Origin of the sequence: Streptomyces sp. NPDC090119, assembly GCF_044747085.1 — a bacterium.
Taxonomy (GTDB): domain Bacteria; phylum Actinomycetota; class Actinomycetes; order Streptomycetales; family Streptomycetaceae; genus Streptomyces.
In genome coordinates, this window is the sequence record NZ_JBIVDK010000002.1 from 579,306 (window position 1) to 595,593 (window position 16,288).

General features: G+C 73.6%; 13 protein-coding genes and 1 pseudogene. 9 read left to right on the plus strand and 5 right to left on the minus strand.

What is annotated here, in order from left to right; genetic code table 11:
• Positions 1-93: 93 nt before the first annotated feature.
• The 4 genes from ACIPPM_RS10025 (at position 94) to ACIPPM_RS10040 (ending at position 6,404) form a co-directional block, all read left to right on the plus strand.
• On the plus strand, positions 94-3,063 hold the full coding sequence (locus tag ACIPPM_RS10025; protein WP_401445313.1) for a beta-galactosidase: 2,970 nt from the start codon (positions 94-96) through the stop codon (positions 3,061-3,063).
• Positions 3,064-3,191: 128 nt separating this feature from the next.
• Positions 3,192-3,788, plus strand: a complete 597-nt coding sequence (locus ACIPPM_RS10030) for a toxin-antitoxin system, toxin component family protein (protein ID WP_401445316.1) — start codon at positions 3,192-3,194, stop codon at positions 3,786-3,788.
• Between the two features lie 11 nt (positions 3,789-3,799).
• A complete protein-coding gene (locus ACIPPM_RS10035) occupies positions 3,800-5,017 on the plus strand; it encodes an MAB_1171c family putative transporter (RefSeq protein ID WP_401445319.1) in 1,218 nt (405 codons plus the stop codon).
• Complete coding sequence (locus ACIPPM_RS10040) at positions 5,010-6,404, plus strand: NAD(P)/FAD-dependent oxidoreductase (RefSeq protein WP_401445321.1); 1,395 nt, start codon at positions 5,010-5,012, stop codon at positions 6,402-6,404. The genes ACIPPM_RS10035 and ACIPPM_RS10040 overlap by 8 nt, the downstream gene beginning before the upstream one ends.
• A gap of 3 nt (positions 6,405-6,407) precedes the next feature.
• Here ACIPPM_RS10040 and ACIPPM_RS10045 read toward each other — a convergent pair whose 3' ends face one another.
• Together ACIPPM_RS10045 and ACIPPM_RS10050 are read right to left on the minus strand one after the other, a co-directional pair.
• Positions 6,408-7,256, minus strand: a complete 849-nt coding sequence (locus ACIPPM_RS10045) for an SMP-30/gluconolactonase/LRE family protein (RefSeq protein ID WP_401445324.1) — start codon at positions 7,254-7,256, stop codon at positions 6,408-6,410.
• Positions 7,253-8,026: an IclR family transcriptional regulator gene (locus ACIPPM_RS10050; RefSeq protein WP_401445326.1), complete on the minus strand. Its 774-nt coding sequence runs from the start codon at positions 8,024-8,026 to the stop codon at positions 7,253-7,255. The genes ACIPPM_RS10045 and ACIPPM_RS10050 overlap by 4 nt, the downstream gene beginning before the upstream one ends.
• Before the next feature lie 138 nt (positions 8,027-8,164).
• On the opposite strand from ACIPPM_RS10050, the gene ACIPPM_RS10055 reads away from it, so the two are divergent.
• A complete protein-coding gene (locus ACIPPM_RS10055) occupies positions 8,165-8,722 on the plus strand; it encodes a hypothetical protein (protein ID WP_401445328.1) in 558 nt (185 codons plus the stop codon).
• Between the two features lie 4 nt (positions 8,723-8,726).
• Here ACIPPM_RS10055 and ACIPPM_RS10060 read toward each other — a convergent pair whose 3' ends face one another.
• Positions 8,727-9,605, minus strand: a complete 879-nt coding sequence (locus ACIPPM_RS10060; protein ID WP_401445331.1) for a RimK family alpha-L-glutamate ligase — start codon at positions 9,603-9,605, stop codon at positions 8,727-8,729.
• A 158-nt stretch (positions 9,606-9,763) separates the two neighbouring features.
• Here ACIPPM_RS10060 and ACIPPM_RS10065 point away from each other — a divergent pair.
• The 4 genes and pseudogenes from ACIPPM_RS10065 to ACIPPM_RS10080 form a co-directional block, all read left to right on the plus strand.
• Positions 9,764-10,084, plus strand: a pseudogene (locus ACIPPM_RS10065) (PP2C family protein-serine/threonine phosphatase); the annotation flags it as partial.
• A 37-nt stretch (positions 10,085-10,121) separates the two neighbouring features.
• On the plus strand, positions 10,122-11,588 hold the full coding sequence (locus ACIPPM_RS10070) for an acyl-CoA synthetase (protein WP_401445333.1): 1,467 nt from the start codon (positions 10,122-10,124) through the stop codon (positions 11,586-11,588).
• 192 nt (positions 11,589-11,780) lie between these two features.
• Complete coding sequence (locus ACIPPM_RS10075) at positions 11,781-12,818, plus strand: rod shape-determining protein (protein WP_393598785.1); 1,038 nt, start codon at positions 11,781-11,783, stop codon at positions 12,816-12,818.
• Positions 12,819-13,223: 405 nt separating this feature from the next.
• Positions 13,224-14,054: a glycoside hydrolase domain-containing protein gene (locus ACIPPM_RS10080; protein WP_401445336.1), complete on the plus strand. Its 831-nt coding sequence runs from the start codon at positions 13,224-13,226 to the stop codon at positions 14,052-14,054.
• Positions 14,055-14,069: 15 nt separating this feature from the next.
• Here the strand turns inward: ACIPPM_RS10080 and ACIPPM_RS10085 are convergent, their stop codons facing one another.
• The gene (locus ACIPPM_RS10085) at positions 14,070-14,606 is read right to left on the minus strand and encodes a DoxX family protein (protein WP_401445338.1); all 537 of its coding nucleotides are present in this window, start codon (positions 14,604-14,606) and stop codon (positions 14,070-14,072) included.
• A gap of 75 nt (positions 14,607-14,681) precedes the next feature.
• The gene (locus ACIPPM_RS10090) at positions 14,682-16,220 is read right to left on the minus strand and encodes an N-acetylmuramoyl-L-alanine amidase (RefSeq protein ID WP_401445340.1); all 1,539 of its coding nucleotides are present in this window, start codon (positions 16,218-16,220) and stop codon (positions 14,682-14,684) included.
• Between the last annotated feature and the right edge of the window lie 68 nt (positions 16,221-16,288).

The window sequence follows — 16,288 nt, forward strand, 5'->3', positions numbered from 1 at the left end:
CGCGCCGGGGGCCCCTTGGGTCGGCCGGGGGCGGGTGGGGCGTGGAGAATGGCCGGACCCACGTTCCTTATGGGGTCCGACCGGAGGACGACCTTGGCGCTCAGCAGACGTACTTTCAGTGCCCTGACCGGCTGTGCCGCGCTCGGCTTCGCCATGGGCGGCAGCGGCGGTCCGGGAGCGCCCTCGGCGTTCGCGGCCCGGAGCGCGCCGACCGGTCCCCCGCCGGCCCCGCCCCGCGCGGACGGCCGTCGGCACACCATCGGGTACGACCCGTACTCGCTGCTGGTCGACGGGCGGCGGCTGGTGGTGTGGTCGGGGGAGCTGCACCCCTTCCGGCTGCCGAGTCCGTCGCTGTGGCGGGACGTGCTGCAGAAGATGCGGGCGCACGGCTTCAACACGGTGAGCGTGTACGTCTCCTGGAACTACCACTCCCCCGCGCCGGGCACCTTCGACTTCTCCGGCGTCCGTGACCTGGACCTGTTCCTGCGCACGGCGGCCGAGACGGGGCTGTACGTCATCCTGCGGCCCGGTCCGTACATCAACGCCGAGGTCGACGGTGGCGGTTTCCCCGGCTGGCTGACGGCGACCAAGGGCACCGCGCGCACCGCCGACCCCACCTATCTGGGGCATGTCGACGCGTGGCTGACGCAGGTCGACCGGATCGTCCGGCGGCACCTGTACACCCAGGGCCGGGGCACGGTGCTGCTGTACCAGCTCGAGAACGAGTACGACTCCCACGTCACCGAGGCGACCGGCCGGGCGTACATGTCCCACCTGTACAAGAAGGTGCGGGCGGACGGCATCGACGTACCCCTCTTCCACAACGACAAGGGCCGCAACGGTTATTGGGTGCCGGGCTCCTTCGACACCGGTGGGGAGGAGGGCGGTTATCTGTACGGTTTCGACGGCTATCCCTCGCCCTCGCAGAACCCGCCGGACTGGGGGAAGTTCGGGCCGGGCGGATCGAAGGGCGGAGCCAGCGCCTCACCCAGCACACCGGGTTTCGTACCGGAGTTCGGCGGCGGCTGGTTCGATCCGTGGGGCGGCGCCTGGTTCGACGGCAAGGGGTACCCGGAGGCGCGGCGCACCCGTGACTCGGCCTACGAGCGCCGCTTCTACCTGACCAACCTGGCCAACGGCCTCACCCTGCACAACGTCTACATGACGTTCGGCGGCACCAGCTGGGGCTGGCTGCCCGCGCCGGTCGTCTACACGTCGTACGACTACGGCGCGGCCATCGACGAGGCCCGCAACGTCACCGCGAAGATGGCGCCGATGCACCAGCTGGGGCATCTGTTCCAGCGGGTGCCGGACTTCGCGCGGCTCGACCGGGCGGCGGACGTGAAGGTGCCGGGGCTGAAGGTGTACCACCTGGCCAACCCGGACACCGGCGCGCGGGTGTACGTCACCCGCAACGACGGCACGGAGCCGGTCACCGCCGAGCTGCCGACGAACGCCGGGAAGCTGCGGATCACGGTGCCCGCGCGGGACGCCCGCATGCTGGCGACCGGGCTGCGGCTCGGCAGCAGGACGATGAAGTACAGCACCGCGCAGCCCGTGATGTGCGTGACGGCGGGCAAGCGGGACGTCGCCGTCTTCGCGGGCCGCCGGGGCGATCTGGCGGAGCTGGTGCTGGACTGCCCGCAGGAGCCGAACGTCACCCGTCTCGACCCGGAGGCGGGCTGGGCGTACGAGGGCGGGGAGCTGCACGTCGGTGCCCCGCTCGGGGAGGCCGGACTGAGCCGGGTGCTGGTGACCGGCGGCGGGACCGAGACCCCGCTGGTGCTGCTCCTCGCGGACGACGCCACCTCGATGCGGATCTTCCCCCACGACACCCCGTCCGGCACCGTCGTGGTCTACGGCCCCACGTTGCTGCGCCACGCCGAGGTGCACGGCTCCGAGGTACGGCTCACCGGTGACCTGGACGACGATCCGGTGATCGAGGTGTGGGGGCCGCGCGGCGTCGACACCCTGGTGTGGAACGGACGCCGGGTACCGGTCCGGGTCACCCTTTCCGGCAGCCTGATGACCACCGGCACCCTGCCCCGCGTGCCCGAGGTGCGGCTCCCGGAGCTGACCGGCTGGCGGGCGCGCACCGAGAACCCGGAGGCGGGTCCGAACTTCGACGACTCCCGGTGGCGCAAGGCGGACCGCACGTCGTCGTACAGCACCACCCCGGTCCCCGAGGGCGGCCCGGTGCTGTTCGCGGACGACTACGGCTTCCACTACGGGGATGTCTGGTACCGGGGTGCGTTCAGCGGGAGTACCGGGATCGAGGAGGTCAAACTCGCCTACAGTTCCGGTACCCAGGGGCTGTTGATGGCGTGGCTGGACGGGGAGCCGCTGGGCACCCACCGGCTGCCGGTGCCGGACAAGACGACCACCATCCGCAAGGGCACGTGGGAGGCGACGGCCACCTTCCCGGTGCGACCCGAGCTGCGCTCCCCCGGCCGCCATGTGCTGTCGGTGCTGGTGCGGCGCATGCAGCACGACCAGGACGGCAAGGGCGACGACACCCACAAGGCGGCACGCGGCCTGACCTCGGTGTCCTTCACCGGGGCGGCGCCGGAGGTGTCCTGGCGGCTGCAGGGCGAGCGGGCCGTGGACCCGGTGCGCGGACCGCTGAACAACGGCGGGCTGTACGGGGAGCGGGAGGGCTGGCACCTGCCCGGCTTCCCCGACCGGGAGTGGGAGCCGGTCACCTTCCCGAGGGAGGAGCGGCGGCAGGGCGTGACCTGGTACCGCACCTCGTTCCGGCTTTCGGTGCCGGGCGATGTGGACGCCTCGGTGGGGCTGCGGCTGGAGGACGATCCGTACCGGGCCTACCGGGCGCAGATCTTCCTCAACGGCTGGAACATGGGCCAGTACATCAACAACGTGGGTCCGCAGCACACCTTCGTGCTGCCGAACGGGATTCTGCGCACACGTGGCACCAACACACTGGCACTGGCGGTGCTGTCGGAGTTCACCACGCTGTCCGGACCGGGCAAGGTGAGCCTGACCCTGCTGGGCGCGGCCGCCGGTGGGCTCCCGGTGACTCCGGTGCCCTCTCCCGGCCGCTGAACTCCGTTACGCGCACGGGTGGTTCCGGGTTGAACAAGGCCCGCTGATCCGCATGACGTGGACACACCCGTGCGCGTACCCTCGGACGGTCCGGCGACGGCGTCGGGCGAGGGAGGAGAGGGCGGCACATGGTCAGCGCGGACGCGTGGGCGCGAGCGGCACGGCTGGCCGCCCGGCTGCGTCCCTCCCGGCCGGGTCACGCGATGCGCTCCCTGGCCAGGGAACTCGCCGCCGACATAGCCGCGTTGCCGCACGTTCCGACGGACGTGGACGGGGTGTGCCGTGCCCTGTGCGCGGCGATGAGCGCGCGGCGGGGCGGGCGGCCGGTGGAGCTGCGGTTCGAGCGTTTCCCGGACGAGCTCGAGGTCACCGGGCTGTGGGTGGAGTTCCAGGACTTCGATCTGGTCATCGTGGAGGAGCGGGCCGAGGCCGTGCAGCGACTGGTGGTCCTGGGCCATGAGTTGTGGCATCTGCACGCCGGGCACCGGCACCATCCGCCGCTCGGCGGCGCCACCCTGGCGCTCGCGGAGGGGTCCGGCTGGGAGGAACGGGCGCTGACGGTGGCCGCCCGGGACGGCTCCCGCGAGGCCGACGAGGCCGCCGCCGAGGACTTCGGCCACCGCCTGGCCACCCTGTTCCGTGACCGGCTCGGGCGTCCGGCGGAGCCCCTGGACCCCGTGCAGCGTTCTCTCGGCTATCGCGGCCGTGGCGGGGCCGCGCGGTGAGCGTGGCGGCCATGGAACCCGCCGCCACCCTGCGGGACTTCTCGATCTCCTTCTGGATTCCGGCGGCGGTGCTGAGCATCGCGCTGGTGATCAAGCTGCCCACGATCATCCGGCTGTGGCGGGACCCGCTGCTGCGCGCGGTCGGCGGTCTGCTGCTGGTGGCCAGTGCGGTCTTCGTGTTCTGCTCGCCGTCCACCATCGCCCGGGTGAACCGGCTGACCGGCGTGCCCAACATCTCCGCACCCTGGTGCTACTCGCTGCTCATGGCGTTCAGCGGCTCCTGTCTGCTGCTGATCATCACCTGGCGCAACGGCCCGGCCGACCGCTCGGCCGTCACCCGGCGGGCCCGGCGCCGGGTGGTGTCGGTGTACAGCGGGGTGATCGCCGCCCTGTGGGCGCTGTTCCTGCTGGCCGACGTGCCGGTGGAGCGGCTGCGGGACCTGGACACCTACTACGCCACCACCCCGTTCATGCGCGAGGAGATCCTGCTGTACCTCTGCGCGCACGCCGTGGCCTGTCTGATCACCGCGCGGCTGCTGTGGAACTGGGTGCGCGCCGAGGGGCTGGACGCCTGGCTGCGCTGGGGGCTGAAGCTGCTCGGCGCGGGCTACGTACTGAACCTGACCTTCGACGCGGTCAAGCTGGTCGCGGTCGGCGCGCGCTGGCTGGGCGGCGATCTGGACTGGCTGAGCACCGACCTCGCGCCGCCGGTCGCCGCGCTGTCCGCCATCCTGATCGCGGTCGGCTTCATCCTGCCGCACGCCGGTCAGTACGCCCGTGACCGCTGGCGGGTCCGGCTCGCGCACCGCGAACTGCGCCCGCTGTACCTGCTGATGCGGGCGTCGGCCGGGGAGGGCGTGCCGTTCGTGCTGCGGGCGGCGCCGGAGCTGCGGCTGACCCGGCGCGAGACGTTCATCCGGGACGTGCTGCTGCCGCTGGCCCGGCACCTCGACACCGCCCTCGGCGCCCGCGCGTACGCCGCCGCACTGGACCTCGGCCACGCACCCGGGCGGGCGCGGGAGCTGGCCTCGGCGGTGACCATCCTGGACGCGGTCGAGGCCAAGCGGCGTATGCCGGAGCCGCCCGTGACGGCGGCTACGCCGGACACCACCGACCTGCTCCAGGAGATCGGGGCCGTCTCCCGAGCCCTCCGCCGTCCCGAAGAGATCGCGGCGGTCCGCGCCCGTGCGGCCGCCGACCCAGCAGAGAGCGCCTGTGCACATGAGTGAAGTGAAGCCCACGGCCGTCGTGCTCGGCGGCTCCCTGGCCGGTCTGCTCGCGGCCCGCGCGCTGGCCGCCACGGGCGCCCGTGTCACGGTGGTGGAGCGGGACGCGCTGCCCGCGGGACCCGAGCCGCGCAAGGGACTGCCACAGGCCCGCCATGTCCACCAGCTGTGGTCGGGCGGTGCCCGCGCGCTGGAGGAGCTGCTGCCGGGTGCGCGGGCGGCGCTGAGCGCGGCCGGGGTGCGCCGGGTGCCGATGACCGCGGACATGGTGGCACTGTCGGCGCACGGCTGGTACCGGCGCTGGCCGGAGTCGGCGTTCATGCTGCCCGCGGGCCGCGACCTGCTGGACTGGGTGGTCCGGCAACGGGTGCTGGCGGACGGCGCGGTCGAGCTGCTGGACCGCGCCGAGGCCCTCGGCCCGACCGGTACCGGCCGGGCGGTGACCGGGGTGCGGGTGCGCGTCGACGGCACCGAACGCACCCTGGACGCCGACCTGGTCGTGGACGCCACCGGGCGCGGCTCCCGCGCCGCGCACTGGCTGGCGGGGCTGGGCCTGCCCGAGCCGGAGCGCCGGGAGGTCGACTCCGGACTGGCGTACGCCAGCCGTCTGTTCCGGGCGCCGGAGGGGGCGCGGGACGGCTTCCCGGTGGTCAACATCGAGCCGGACCAGCGGGGTTCGCGCATCGGGCACGGCGGGGCGCTGCTGCCCATCGAGGACGGCAAGTGGCTGGTCACCCTGATCAGCGGCCGCACCGACGAACCCCCGTCCACCGGGGCCGAGTTCCTCCGCTACGCGCACGAGGGCCTGCGCCATCCGCTGCTCGGTGAACTGCTCACCCACGCCGAACCGCTGACCGACGTCACGGTCACCCGGACGACCGCCAACCGGCGGGTGTTCTACGAGCGGTTGCCCCAGTGGCCGGAGCGGTTCGTGGTCCTCGGTGACGCCCTGTGCGCGCTCAACCCGGTGTACGGGCACGGCATGTCGGTAGCGGCCCGGTCGGCGCTCGCCCTGCGGGACACGGTGCTGCGGCGGGGCGGCCTCGGTGCGCCCGGCCTGGCCCGGCGGGCGCAGCGGGCGGTGGGCCGTACGGTGCGCACCGCCTGGGACCTGGCGATCGGCACCGACGTGTTCTACCCCGGCGCCACCCCGACCGGCCCGACGGTCCGGGACCGGCTGCTCGCCGCGTACGTCGGGCGGCTGCTGGTCACCGCCACGGGCAACGGCCGGGTCGCCCGCCGGGTCACCGACGTGACCTCGCTGGAGGCGGGCGCGGAGGCGCTGCTCGCGCCGCGCATGCTGCTGGCGGCCGCCGTGGGCCCGCTGCGCCCGCCGCTGTCCGGACCGCCCCTGACCACGGAGGAGCGGAAGGCGGCGGGACTCGCCTAGCCCTTAGCCCGCGAACGGCGGCTGGGGCAGTCCCTCCCCCGCCCCCGGCACCACCAGGACCGAACCCGACAGCGGGGTGGGCGTGGTGAGGCCGACGCGGGCGGTGGTGATGTACAGGTCGGTCAGGTCGGGGCCGCCGAAGGCGCAGGCCGTGGTGCGCGGGACCGGCAGCCGGATCTCGCGGTCCAGGGCGCCGGAGGGGGTGTAGCGGCGGACCGCTCCGCCGTCCCACAGCGCCACCCAGACGCAGCCCGCCGCGTCGACGGTCAGCCCGTCCGGGAAGCCCGCGCCGTCCTCGATCACGGCGAGGGTGCGCCGTTCGACCACGACGCCGTCGCCGTCGTGGTCGAAGACGTCGACGCGCCGGGTGGGGCTGTCGACGTAGTACATGAGGGTGCCGTCCGGGCTCCAGCCGATGCCGTTGCTCACGGTGACGTCCGCGAGGATCGTCTCGGCCGTGCCGTCGCCGGTCAGCCGGGTCAGGGTGCCGCCGCCGGTGGCCTCGTCGTAGCGCATGGTGCCGGCCCAGAGGGAGCCGTCGGGGGCGACGGCCGCGTCGTTGGCGCGGCGGTCGGGTACCGGGTCGCGGTGCAGCCAGCGGAAGGCGCCGTCGGGGTCGAGGAGGGCGACGCCGTCGCGCAGGTTGAGCACCAGGCCGCCGTGGGTGCGGGGCTTGGCGGCGCCGACGTGCTGGCCGGTGGTGCGGACGGTGCGGCGGCCGGTGGCGGGGTCGTAGGTGTGCACGCGGCTGCCCAGAACGTCCACCCAGAGCAGGCGGCCGGTGGCCGGGTCCCAGGTGGGGCCCTCGCCCAGTTCGGCCTGGGCCGCGACGGCGACCTCGTAGCCGCTCACGCCGCCTCCCGGTGGCCGAGCCGCGCGGAGAGTTCGGCGGCGCCCCGGACGGCCAGTGCCTCCAGTTCGGTACGGCGTTCCTCGCTCCAGCGGACCGTCGGCACCGAGATGGACAGCGCGGCGACCACGCGCCCGGTGCGGTCGCGGACGGGCGCGGCCACGCAGCTCACGTCCGGGTTGGACTCGCGGCGCTCCACCGCGACGCCCCGGCGCCGGATCTCGGCGAGGGCGTCCCGCAGTTCGCCGGGGTCGGTGAGGCTGTCGGGGGTCATCGCGGCCAGCTCGGCGCCGTCCGGGACGCGGGCGGCCAGCTCCGGCGCGGGCAGCGAGGCCAGCAGCATCTTGCCGACCGCCGTGCAGTGCGCGGGCAGCCTGCGCCCGGCCGCGGAGACCATGCGGACCGCGTGCGTGGAATCGACCTTGGCGATGTAGATGACGTCGGTGTCCTCCAGCAGCGCCACGTGGACCGTCTCGTCACAGGTCTCGGCGACGCCGCGGGCGACCTCCCGGCCCTCGGCGGCGAGGTCGAGCTGCTCGGCGTACCGGCTGCCGAGCTGGTACGGGCGCACGCCGAGCCGGTACCGGCCGGGCTGTCCCGGTACCGGTACCAGGTAGGAGCGGGCGGCGAGGGTGGTGACCAGTTCGTGCACGGTGGTGCGCGGGAGGTCGAGTCGGCGCACGATGTCCGGTGCGGAGAGGGTGCCGTCCCCGTCGAGGAACAGCTCCAGGATGTCGAAGGCCCGCGTCACGGCGGGCACGAGGCGTCCCACGTCCGGCCTCCTTGCCTGCTCTACGGGCACGGCGGCCCGTGTTCGATACCCCGACCGGTGACCGGTGGGGCGAACACAGGCTAGTCAGCGCGGGTCGCACGGGCAACGGTCGCCCACGTGCCGGGCACCATGGGGAGCATGGCTCTCGACTTCTCCCTGGTGCTGCTGCGCCGCATGGCCGACCACAATCCGGAGCTGGCGGAGGACGCCCGCAGGCGGCTCGGTGCCTCGGCGACCGAGATGCGGGAGGCGAACAAACACTGGCAGGCGATGGCCCGTTCGCCCAGGTCACGGGCTGCCGCGACCCGGTACCGCGCGGTGCTGGGCGAGCCGGAGTCGGTCGAGCCGCGCCGGGTCGGCGACCTGGAGTGCGAGGCGTGGCGGTGGGCGCTGCCCCTCTGGCCGGACCTGCGCTTCGAGGTGCTGGTCGGGGAGGGCGGGGCGGTCTGGAACGAGTGGCTGGTGCGCGCCCCGGACGCCCCGGCTCCCGAACTGCGCACACTGGAGGACCTCACCCCGTGGTCCTGCACCCTGGAGGAGGTGGCCGCCGCCTTCGCCCCGGCCCGCCCGATCCAGGGCACCGCCCCGAGCCGCCAGGCGCTCGCCTTCACCGCACCGGACCGGGACGGGGAACCGCACGCGATGGCCGCCGAGTTCACCTGGGGGCTGCTCCAGCGGACGGCACTGCGGGACTGAGCCCTCAACTTCCCTTGGCTGCCTCGATGATGAGCTGGACGATGCGGGGCCGGGACTCCGGGTGCACTTCGAGGAAGAGGTGGGGCTCCGTGAGTTCCAGCTCCAGCACGCAGGGCTCCCCGTCCTCGCCGTCGATGAGGTCGACCCGGCCGTAGAGCAGCCGCTCGGCACCGCCGGGCACCGCCGCCAACGCCCGCTCGGCCACGTCCAGTTCGGCGGCGGTGGGCTGCCACTTCGCCAGGCTCGGGTGGGCGGTCTTGGCGGCGTCGAAGGGCGTGCCGGAGACGAGGACGGCACCCTTGCTGCTGGCGTGCAGCAGGCGCCCGCCGAAGAAGTGGAGCGCACGCTCGCCGTGCCGGTCGACGCTCCGCATGTACGGCTGCACCATCGCGGTCAGGCCCTCGGCGTGCATGTGCGCCAACTGCCGTACCGCCAGCTCTCGTTCCCCGGGGGCGTACCGGGCCGCGTACCGGGCTCCAGCGCCCGAGGCGGGCTTGATCACGTACTCGTGCCCGGTCGGCAGGTCCGGTTCGGCGCCGGGCGGGAGGTAGCGGGTGGGGACGGTCGGCACGCCCGCGGCGGCCAGTTCGCCCAGGTAGCGCTTGTCGACGTTCCAGTGCACCACGTCCACCGGGTTGAGCAGCCGGGTCAGCGCGTCGACCCGGTCCACCCAGGCCAGGAACTCGGCGGTGCGCCAGACGTAGTCCCAGGTGGAGCGGATGAGGACGAGGTCGTAGGCGGCCCAGTCGGCGTCCGGGTCGTCCCAGAACCGGGCCTCCGCGTCGGCGCCCGCCGCGCGCAACTCCGCGACCAGACCGGCCAGATCGGGGTCCTTGCTCGGCTCGGTGCCGGGGTCGTAGGTGGCGAGGGCTATACGCGGCACGGCGGGCTCCCTGGTCGTCTGCGTCGGCTCGGTGCTCGCGAGGCTAGCAACCGCCCCGGAACCGGGACACCCCTGTTGACCTTCCCCTTCGGTGAAGCCCCAGCGTCGGTGCCGAAGCGAGGAACTGGTTCTTCACGAAGGGAATCCAGATGACCCAGCACGACCACAGCGTGGTGCAGTCCCTGCTGGACGAGGGCCGCCTCACCCCGGCGGAGGCCGAGAGCCACCCGGAGCGGTCGCTGCTGCTGAAGGCCCTGGGCGCCGACTCCGACCCCGACCTCCGGCTGCACGAGGCCCTCCCCGGCGACCGCTACCTGCTCTGCTCGGACGGCCTGACCGGTGTCGTGCCCAACGACCGGATCGGGGACCTGCTCGCCGCCGCCCAGGACCCGGAGACGGCCGTGCGGTCGCTGGTCGACGCGGCCGACGCGGCGGGCGGGCCGGACAACGTGAGCTGTGTGGTGGGAATCGTGGGGTAGGAAGGGGCTGTCGTACCCGGCAGCGAAGGAGTCCCGCGTGTCCTCCCTGTTTCCCGCCCTGACGGACCCCCTGGCGGCCGGACGCACCGCGCTGCGTTTCGGCGCCCGTTCGCTGACGTACGCGGAACTCGCCTCGGCCGCCGGGGCGGTCGCCGCCCGGCTCCGGGGTGTCGGCCGGGTCGCGGTGTGGGCGACGCCCGAGCTGGAGACCGCCGTGGCGGTGACCGGGGCGCTGCTCGCCGGGACGGCCGCCGTGCCGCTCAACCCGAGGTCGGGGGAAGGGGAGTTGGCGCACATCCTCGCCGACAGCGAACCGGCGCTGGTGCTGGCCGCGCCGGGTGCCGAACTCCCGCCCGTACTCGCGGACCTGCCCCGGCTGGAGGTCTCCGGCACCGGCGAGGTCCCCGAGGACACCCACGGGGACGAGGACCCGGCGCTGATCGTCTACACCTCCGGCACCACCGGCCCGCCGAAGGGTGCCGTCGTACCGCGCCGGGCGCTCGCCGCGACCCTGGACGCGCTGGCCGACGCCTGGCGGTGGACCGGGGACGACGTGCTGGTGCACGGTCTGCCCCTGTTCCATGTGCACGGACTCGTCCTCGGCGTCCTCGGCCCGCTCCGGCGCGGCGGCTCGGTACGGCATCTGGGCCGCTTCTCCCCCGAGGGCGTGACCCGCGAGCTGAACGACGGCGCGACCATGGTGTTCGGGGTGCCCACGATGTACCACCGGCTGGCCGAGGCCCTGCCGTCCGACCCCGAGCTGGCGAAGGCCCTCGGCCGGGCCCGGCTGCTGGTCTCGGGCTCGGCCGCCCTGCCCGTGCACGACCACGAGCGGATCGCGGCGGCGACCGGACGCCGGGTGATCGAGCGGTACGGCATGACGGAGACCCTGATGAACACCTCCGTACGCGTCGACGGCGAGGCCCGCGCGGGCACCGTGGGCGTGCCGCTGTCCGGGGTGGAGCTGCGGCTGGTGGAGGAGGACGGCACCGAGCTGACCGCGCGGGACGGGGAGAGCGTGGGCGAGATCCAGGTGCGCGGCCCGAACCTGTTCACCGGGTACCTGAACCGGCCCGACGCCACCGAGGCCGCTTTCACGGCCGACGGCTGGTTCCGCACCGGGGACGTGGCGGTGCGGGAGGCCGACGGGTACGTCCGGATCGTCGGCCGGAAGGCCACCGACCTGATCAAGAGCGGGGGTTACAAGATCGGGGCGGGCGAGATCGAGAACGCGCTGCTGGAGCACCCGGCGGTTGCCGAGGCGGCCGTCACCGGGGAGCCGGACGCGGACCTGGGCGAGCGGGTGGTGGCCTGGGTGGTGCCGTCGGACCCCGAAAGCTCGCCCACGCTCACCGAGTTGGCCGACCAGGTGGCCGCCCGCCTGGCCCCGCACAAGCGGCCCCGCGTGCTGCATCTGCTCCCCGCGCTCCCCCGCAACGACATGGGCAAGATCATGAAGCGGGCGCTGACACCCCCGGACCGGCTGACACCCCCGTCCCGCTGACACCCCCGTCCCGCTGACACTCCCGGCCCCCGAGGGCCAGCCCGACACGGCATGGTCGCGCCGAAACCCCCCATTCAGCGGCGCCCCGCCCGGCCCCCTCCAGAAGGCACCCCCGCCGGTGCCCGCGCAGGATTCCACTGAGGCCCCGAATCCGGCGGCCGCCCATGGTCAGCGCACTCGGGAGGAACTGCCGTGACCGTCAGCCTGGAGCAGTTGGGCCGCTGCCACTTCGCCGTCGACCTGGGCGCGGCCCGCACCCGCGTCTATGTGAAGGGCGCCGGACTCGTCGTCGACCAGCCCTCGGTGGCGGCCGTGAACACCCGTACCGGCGCGCTCATCGCGGTCGGTGACTTCGCGGAGCAGATGACCGGGCGCACCCCGCAGTACATCCGTGTGGTGCGGCCGGTGTCCGGCGGCACCGTCGTGGACATCGAGATGGCGCAGCGCATGCTGCGGCATCTGCTCGGCGACAAGATGCGCCGCGCCCTGCGCCGCAAGCCCCGGCTCCGCGCGGCGGCGTGCACCCCGCACGAGGCGGACCCGCTGGCGCGGCGGGCGACGATCGAGACGCTGGTCGGGCTCGGCGCGCGGCGGGTGGAGCTGGTGGACACGCTGATCGCGGCGGCCGTCGGCTGCGGGCTTCCGGTGGAACGCCCCGAAGCCACCATGGTCATGGTGTGCGGGGCGGCGGCGACCCAGGTGGCGGTGCTGTCGCTGGGCTCGATCGTCACGGCCGAGCGCATTCCGGTGGGCGGCGAGGCGGTGGACCGGGCGATCGTGCAACACCTGCGGCACAAGCACGAGTTGATGCTGCCCAGCCAGTCGGTGCGGCCGCTGCAGATCGCCCTGTCGGACAACGGGCTGACCCCGCAGGGCCCGGTGTCCACCGAGATCCACGGCCGGGACGTGGCCACGGGCCTGGCGCGCAGCGTACGGGTGGACACGGCGGCGATGCGCACCGCGATCCACACCCCGCTGCTGGCCGTCCTGGACGGCATCGGAAAGGTGCTCCGGGACTGCCCGCCGGACCTGGTGGCCGACCTGGTGGACCGGGGCATCATGATGGTCGGCGGCACCGCGCTGCTGCCGGGCCTGGACCAGATGCTCCAGGAGGCCATCGGCATCCCGGTGCACATCGCGGAACGCCCCGACATCTGTGCCGTGCAGGGCCTGGGCGAGATGCTGGAGGGACGGATCGCTCCGCTGGTCCTGACCCCGCTGGCCGCCTGAGGCCCGCGCCGGAGTCTCAGTAGGGCAGGACGCGACCCGAGGGCGTCCTGCGGTCGATCTCCTGGCCCCGCGGAGCCGCAGGCCGACGACTGACCCGTACCCGAATTTGACGCTCCACGTCACCCTCCTCCCAACCGACACCGAACACCGGTAGGAGGACGGTGCCCAGAACGCGACCGCCCCAAGCCCGCCCGGCGAAAAGAATGCGATCACCCCGTTCTCCGGGCCAGTTGACGGAAACCGGCACACCGGGCGCACATCCCCTCGCACACCCCTTCCATTAGAGTGCTGTCACTTCGTGCGTCAGCGGTCCCGCAACCGGGCGACCGCCGTACCGGAAGTCACATCGTTCGCCCCTCGCCGCGCCCTTTCGCGTGCCGGGGGGCATGAGCATCTGGGGTGGGGATGTCCAGCCATCGGCTGTCCAAGAAGAGCCGTTACCTCGCCTGGGCCACCGCCGGTGTCGCCGTAGTCGCCGGTGCCGGTATCGCGGCGCAGGCGTCCAGCGCGGCCACGGTCTGGCCCGCGCAGAAGACCTTCACCGGCCGCGCCTTCGACACCTGCACGGCGCCGTCCGCCGCGGCGATGAAGGCGTGGAAGTCGACGGGCTACTACGGCGCCGCCGCCGTCTACATCGGGGGCAAGAACCGGGGCTGCGCGCAGCCGAACCTGACCGCGTCCTGGGTGAAGTCGGTCAACTCCATGGGCTGGAAGCTGATCCCGCTCTACGTCGGCGCCCAGCCGCCCTGCCAGAAGAGCGCCAACCCGGAGAAGATGACCGCCGCCGACGCGGCCTCCCTCGGCGCGGCGGACGCCAAGGACGCGGTGGCCAAGGCGTCCGCGCTCGGCATGAAGGCGGGCAGCGCGGTCTACCTCGACATGGAGCCGTACGACACCGCGAACAAGGCGTGCAACGACGCCGTGCTGACGTACGTCCGTTCCTTCAGCAAGACGCTGCGGGGCAAGGTGTACCGCGCGGGCTACTACGGCTTCACCAGCTCCAGCGCGAAGGCGGTCGCCACCGCCACCGACCGGACCGACCTGCCGGGCAACCTCTGGTACGCCCTGTGGGACGGCAAGGACACCACCACGGCCGACTGGCCCTGGAACCCGAAGCAGTTCACCGACCACAGCCGCGCCCACCAGTACATGGTCAACAGCAAGGAGACGCGCGGCGGTTACACGATCACGGTGGACCGCGACGCGTGGGACGCCCCGGTCGCGATCGTCGGCTGAGCAACCCCGCTGTGTCTACAAGCTGAGGGTGATCGCCGCGCCGATGCCGCCCAGGCCGAGGGCCAGGGCGGCCGACCACCAGCCGCCCCGGCCCCAGGGGAAGAAGCGGTCGAGGGAGAGGCGGCCGGGGCCGGTCGCGGCGATGCCGAGGGCGACGGCGGCGATGCAGAGGTTGTACTCCAGCCCGCCGTCCGACGCCCACAGGCCGTGCGCGCCGGTGACCAGCGCCATCGCGTTGATCATGACGCCGATCAGCGCGGCGCAGGCCAGGGGCGTCAGCAGCCCGACGGCCAGGCCGAGGCCGCCGACCAGTTCGGACAGTCCCGCGATGGTGGCGAAGACCTTTCCCGGCCGGTAGCCGATGGCTTCGAACCCCTTGCCGGTCGCGGTGAGCCCCTGCCCGCCGAAGATCCCGAACAGCTTCTGCGCCCCGTGGGCCGCCATCACCAGGCCGAAGGTGATTCTGATGAACAGCAGCCCCCAGTCGGCGGCGGCGCCGAGGCCGGTGCGGTCCGTGGCACGGTCGGATCGGAAGGTGCGCGTAGTGGTCATGGGCGATGCTCCGAACGCCCCCCACCTGGATCGGAAGGTACGGGCGGCTCCCCCCGCACGTGCCTTCCCAGGCTATTAGCGTCCGGCCTGCAGCGCGCCCCAGGTGGCCGGTCCGACCTGACCGTCGACGCCGAGCGAGCGGCTGGTCTGGTAGTCCCGCACGGCCTGTCCGGTGCCCGAGCCGAAGTCGCCGTCCGCCGTGATCGTCCGCCCGAGCGCGGCGGTCAGCGCCCGCTGGAGGCGCTGGACGGCGGCGCCGGTGCTGCCCTGGCCGAGCGCGGGCGTGCTGCCCGCCGAGAGCAGCGCGGTCCAGGTACGGGCGCCCACCACACCGTCGGCGCCGAGCCCGCGGGCCTTCTGGAAGGCGGTCACGGCGGAGACGGTCTTCGTGCCGAAGCTGCCGTCGACGGTGCCCGCGTCGAAGCCCTGCGCGTTGAGCAGCGACTGCGCGGCCGAGACCTGGGCGCCGGTGGAGCCGGAGCGCAGGGTGTCGTACGACGGGAAGCTGAGCTGGACCTCGCCGCCGCCGGTGCTGCCGCCGACCAGCTGCATGTAGTAGGTCCAGTTCCAGTTCGGACCGGGGTCGGTGTGGTCGTTGCCGGGCACCTCGGAGTGGCCGACGATGTGCGCGCGGTCCTTGGGGATGCCGTAGCGGGCGCAGATGGAGGCGGTCAGCGCGGCGGAGGAGCGGTACATCGCGTCGGTGAACCAGCTCGGGTTGTCGATGTACCCCTCGTGCTCGATGCCGACGCCGGTCGCGTTCCCGGAGCGGGCGTGCCAGGCGGTGTCCTTCTCCCGCACCATCTGGGTGATCTGCCCGTCCGAGGAGCGCACCACGTAGTGCGCGCTGACCTGCGCCGACGGGTTCTGGAACCAGCTGATCGTCCCGGCGTACGAGCCCTCGGTGACGTGGATGACGACCTTGCTGATGGCGGCCGTGCGGCCGACGGCGTAGTTGGCGGAGTTGGCCGGGACCCAGAGGGCGGAGGGGTAGTCGGGGCTCTGCGCGGCCGGGGCGAGGCTGCCGCGCTCGGGGGCGACCTCGCGGGCGGGCAGGGTCAGCTTCTCGCCGCCCTCGGCGCGGGCGGTGACGCCCTGGGCCAGGAAGGTGTAGACGGTGTCGGCGTAGAGCTTGGCGGTGGCGGGGTCGGTGGCGCCGCCGTACCGGGCGAGGAACGGGTACCAGGTGTCGGTGTCGTGGCGCTCGGCCGCGCTCAGTCCGGCGTGGTCGGCGTAGGAGCGCAGGACGGCGGCGCCGCCGCGGATGTTGGCGGCGGTGTCGGTGCGCAGTTCGCGGGCGGTGTCGCCGGTCAGCCGGGACGCCAGCTCCAGGGTGTGCTGGTCGGGGTTGCTGACCAGGTGCATCACGCCGTAGCCGCCCGCCTGGCTGGGCAGGCCGTGGTGGCCGTCGAGGTGGGTCTCGCTGTAGCCGAGGGCGATCAGGAGGTCGCGCGGGACGCCGTACTCGGCCGCCGCGCTGCTGAAGGCGCGGGCGACGGGGCCCTCGGCTCTGTCCGTCCGGGGTGCGGCGCTGACGGGCTGCACGGCGGCGGCGATCACGGCCAGGGTGCCGAGACCGGCGAGGGCCGCGCGGCCCAGGGGTATGCGGGGCATGGGGGTGTGACCTTCCGGGTGGGGGCGGTGGGGGTGCGGGCGGGGCTGGGGACCTCGTGCGGTCCCCG